The following is a 3,780-nucleotide window of genomic DNA, read 5'->3' on the forward strand; positions in this document are numbered from 1 at the left end:
TGCACCCACGAACGTGACGCTCGCCCAAGGCCGCGAGGCGCCACGGAGCACTCTCGCAAGCCCGTCACATTGCGCGAGCAGCGCGCGCTCCAGGCGATCGTGCGGATCGCTCATTGGACGCGCGCCCCCGCCGCGAGAAGATAGGCGTGCAGCCGTTTCTCCGTCGCCGGGCGGAGCTCGCGGCCATTGCGCAAGGTCTTGACGAGATTAGGATCGCCCACGGCCCGGCGGCCGAGCACCGTCGGGGGTTCGCCCGTCCGACGCAGATGCCGCTCGACCACGAAAAGCATATTCACGACTCGCCTCCGTTCCTGATATGTTCTAGATCATCGGATAAATCCTACTTGTCTAGGAAAATTCCTATGCTGTACCGATTGCGTTGATGGACGATACCCAGGCTCGGGCAGCGCTGGCGGCGCTGATCGCGGAAAGGCGCGAGGATTATGCCGGGCTGTCGCGGCTGATCGGGCGCAATTCCGCTTATGTGCAGCAATATGTGAAGCGCGGGACCCCGCGGCGGCTCGCCGAGGGTGACCGCCGGATGCTAGCCGATTATTTCGGGGTGCCTGAAAGCCTGCTCGGCGGGCCACCCGACCGTGGTGGGCGGATCGTCGCGGCGGGGAGCGCGGCGCGCGTTGCCGACGGATTGGTGGCGATCCGTCGAGTCGACGTCGGCGTCGCCGCTGGCCCGGGCGCGCTTCCTGGCGAGGAGCGCGCACTCGACGAACTGTGCCTACCGGCCGCGCTGTTGCGCGAACTGGGTGTCGGACGGCCCGCCGCGCTTTCGCTGGTGCGGGTCGAAGGCGATTCGATGCAGCCGACTTTGGGGCCGGGCGACGATATCCTCGTCGACCGCGACGATGCGGGCACGCGATTGCGGTCCGGCATCTACGTCCTCCGCCGCGATGACGCCCTGATCGTCAAGCGGATCGATCCCAACCCCGCCGGCGGGATCGACATACGCAGCGACAATCCGAGCGGCGGCAGCTGGAGCAACGTCGACGTGGCGGATGTCGAGATCGTCGGCCGCGTGATCTGGGCAGGGCGAAAGCTGCGCTGAAGCTAATCGCCGACGCGGTTGCGATCCACCAGCCAGAGCGCCACGGCCGCGACGATCCCCGCCGCCAGCCCGCCGAGGAAGCCGACCGAGGCCTGGCCGTAATGGTTGCCGATCACCACCCCCGCGATCACCCCGATCGCAACGAAGATGCCGCCGGCCATGCTGGAAGGTTCGCGCTGCATGTTGCGCGCTTGCCACCGCGTGGGCCGGCGCGCCAGCCCGCTTCGCGCGCAGGCTGGCGGGTTGCAAGGCGCTCCTCTAGGGAGCGGCCATGGTCCGGATATGGTCGGGGCCGGCGATGCGCGGCTTCGCCGCGGCGGTCCTGGTGATGAGTTGCGACGTCGCGTCCGGCCAGGCTCCTGCGCCGGCGTCGCCTCCGCTCGATTCGGCCGATCCGGTGGGCGACCTCGCGCCGCTGCCCGACCTCGGCGTCGACTGGCCGGACCCCGCAGTGATCGATTCGGCCCCGGGCGAAACCGCGACCCCGGCGGGGCCGACCGCGGCGACGCTGCAGCAATATCAGGTGCGGCTGGAAGGTGCGGACCCGCTGGGCGACACGTTCCGCGCGCGCTTCAACGAACTGTCGGCGCTGGTCGCCAATCAAGGGAGCAGCGCGAACGCGGCGCAGATCGACCGCCGCATCCGCGACGATGAGGAGTTGCTGCGCGAATTGCTCAACGCGGCCGGCCATTACGACGCCCGGCTCGCCACCGCTGTCACGACCGAGGGCGGCAACACCATCGTCCGCATCCGCATCGACCCGCGTGAGGCGTTCACCTTCTCGAAGATCGATCTGGCCGGTCTGGAGGCGGCGGGGGATGCCGCCCCCACGCTCCGCCGCCAGTTTGCGGTCAAGGAGGGCGACCGCGTCGACGCCGATGCCGTACTGGCCGCCACCACGACCTTTCGCACCGCCCTGGGACGTGAAGGCTATCCCTTCGCGAAGGTAGGGGAGCCGCAGGTCGGCATCGACCACGACACCAACCAGGCGACGCTGACGCTCGACGTATCGCCGGGCGCGAAAGCGCGCTTCGGGCGGATCGTGCCCACCGCACCGCCAGGCCGCCGCCCCCTGTTCGACGAGCGCCACCTGAACGAGATCGCGCGGTTCGATCCCGGCGATGAGTTCGATGCCGCGCGGCTGGAGGATTTCCGCCGCGCGCTGATCGCGACCGGCTTGGTCTCCACCGCCACGATCACGCCGGTCGCGACGAGCGATCCGGGCGTGGTCGACACGCGCGTCGCGATCGATCGCGCACCGCCCCGTACGATCGCGGGCGAGCTCGGCTATGGCACGGGCGAAGGCACCCGCGCCGAAGTATCCTGGCAACACCGCAACCTGATCAAGCCGGAGGGCGCGGTCACGTTCCGCGGTGTCCTTGGCACGCGCGAGCAGGCGCTCGGCGCGTCGCTGCGCCAGGGCAATTTCCGCAGGCGCGACCGTATCCTCAACGCGCAGGTCGTCGCCTCGCACAGCAACTTCAACGCTTATGACGCGCGCACGTTCACGGTGGGCGCGAGTCTCGAGCGGCAGACCAACATCATCTGGCAGAAAACGTGGAGCTGGTCGTTCGGAGCGGAGTTGGTGGCGACCGACGAGCGCGACACGGTGCGTGCTACCGGCGATTCGCGGCGGCGAACCTTTCTGGTCGCGGCGGCGCCGGTGGGCCTGAATTATGACGGGTCTGATGATCTGCTCAACCCGACGCGCGGCCACCGCATCGCCACGCGTGTTTCGCCCGAAGTCTCGCTTCAGGGCGAGGCGGACGCCTATGTGAAGCTGCAGCTCGATGCGAGCGGGTACCAGCCGGTGGGCGATCGCGTGGTGTTCGCCGGGCGGCTGCGCTTCGGATCGATCCAGGGCGTGCCGCGCGAACAGATCGCGCCATCCCGCCGCTTCTATGCCGGCGGCGGCGGATCGGTGCGCGGCTACGGCTATCAACGGATCGGGCCGGTCGACGTCGATGGCGATCCGGTGGGCGGACGCGCGCTGACCGAATTCGCGGTCGAGGCGCGCGTCCGCTTCGGCGCGTTCGGGGTGGTGCCCTTCCTCGACGCGGGCAACCTCTATGCGTCAAGCACGCCGCGCTTCAGCGACCTGCGTTACGGCACGGGCATCGGCGTTCGTTATTATTCCAGCTTCGGGCCGATCCGCGTGGACGTCGGCACTCCGCTCGATCGCCGCACCGGGGAATCGCGGGTCGCGGTCTACGTGTCGCTCGGCCAGGCATTCTGATGGAGGAAGAGGAGACCGCGTCGGCGACGAAGCCGGGCCGCCGGTGGCGGGTGTTGCGCGGTGTGACGTTTTCACTGCTCGGTCTGGCGATGCTGCTGCTCGCGGCTTTGTGGGCGATCGACACAGGGCCGGGCCATCGCCTGATCGCCGACCGGATCGGCGCGCTGCGACCGTCGAGCGGGCTGCGCATCCGCGTCGGGCGGATCGACGGATCGATCTGGAACCGGGCGACGCTGCGTGACGTGCAACTCTATGATCTCGATGGCCGGTTCCTTGAATCGCCCGAGATCGCACTCGACTGGCACCCGTTGCGCTGGACGCACAACCTGCTGTCGATCGACCGGCTGGCGTCGCCGCTCATCGCGCTCGACCGCCTGCCGCGCCTGCACAGCCGGCCTGGTTCGCCGATCCTGCCGGGGTTCGACATCCATATCGGCCGGCTCGAAATCGCCCGGTTGAGGCTGGGGCCAACGATCGCCGGCAG

Annotated in this window: 4 protein-coding genes and 1 pseudogene; 3 read left to right on the top strand and 2 right to left on the bottom strand. The window is 69.0% G+C overall.

Going from position 1 to position 3,780, the window contains the following annotated elements:
- Positions 1-110: 110 nt before the first annotated feature.
- The gene (locus ACOJSF_RS05530) at positions 111-290 is read right to left on the bottom strand and encodes a hypothetical protein (RefSeq protein ID WP_420141228.1); all 180 of its coding nucleotides are present in this window, start codon (positions 288-290) and stop codon (positions 111-113) included.
- 92 nt (positions 291-382) lie between these two features.
- Between ACOJSF_RS05530 and ACOJSF_RS05535 the strand changes: the two genes are divergently transcribed.
- Entirely contained in the window at positions 383-1,060 is a 678-nt protein-coding gene (locus ACOJSF_RS05535) for a S24 family peptidase (RefSeq protein ID WP_420141225.1), read from the top strand.
- A 2-nt stretch (positions 1,061-1,062) separates the two neighbouring features.
- Here the strand turns inward: ACOJSF_RS05535 and ACOJSF_RS05540 are convergent, their stop codons facing one another.
- Complete coding sequence (locus tag ACOJSF_RS05540; RefSeq protein WP_420141226.1) at positions 1,063-1,221, bottom strand: hypothetical protein; 159 nt, start codon at positions 1,219-1,221, stop codon at positions 1,063-1,065.
- A gap of 110 nt (positions 1,222-1,331) precedes the next feature.
- On the opposite strand from ACOJSF_RS05540, the gene ACOJSF_RS05545 reads away from it, so the two are divergent.
- On the top strand, positions 1,332-3,296 hold the full coding sequence (locus ACOJSF_RS05545) for an autotransporter assembly complex protein TamA (RefSeq protein ID WP_420141227.1): 1,965 nt from the start codon (positions 1,332-1,334) through the stop codon (positions 3,294-3,296).
- Positions 3,296-3,780 (top strand): annotated as a pseudogene (locus ACOJSF_RS05550) (translocation/assembly module TamB); the annotation flags it as partial. The gene ACOJSF_RS05545 and the pseudogene ACOJSF_RS05550, both read left to right, overlap by 1 nt.

The organism is Sphingomonas sp. (assembly GCF_048594985.1).
GTDB lineage: Bacteria > Pseudomonadota > Alphaproteobacteria > Sphingomonadales > Sphingomonadaceae > Sphingomonas_I.

Bases quoted from the DNA above. Each gene is read 5' to 3' on its own strand.
- ACOJSF_RS05530 (WP_420141228.1), bottom strand. From the start codon at position 290: ATGCTTTTCGTGGTCGAGCGGCATCTGCGTCGGACGGGCGAACCCCCG.
- ACOJSF_RS05540 (WP_420141226.1), bottom strand. From the start codon at position 1,221: ATGGCCGGCGGCATCTTCGTTGCGATCGGGGTGATCGCGGGGGTGGTG.
- ACOJSF_RS05545 (WP_420141227.1), top strand. From the start codon at position 1,332: ATGGTCCGGATATGGTCGGGGCCGGCGATGCGCGGCTTCGCCGCGGCG.
- ACOJSF_RS05535 (WP_420141225.1), top strand. From the start codon at position 383: ATGGACGATACCCAGGCTCGGGCAGCGCTGGCGGCGCTGATCGCGGAA.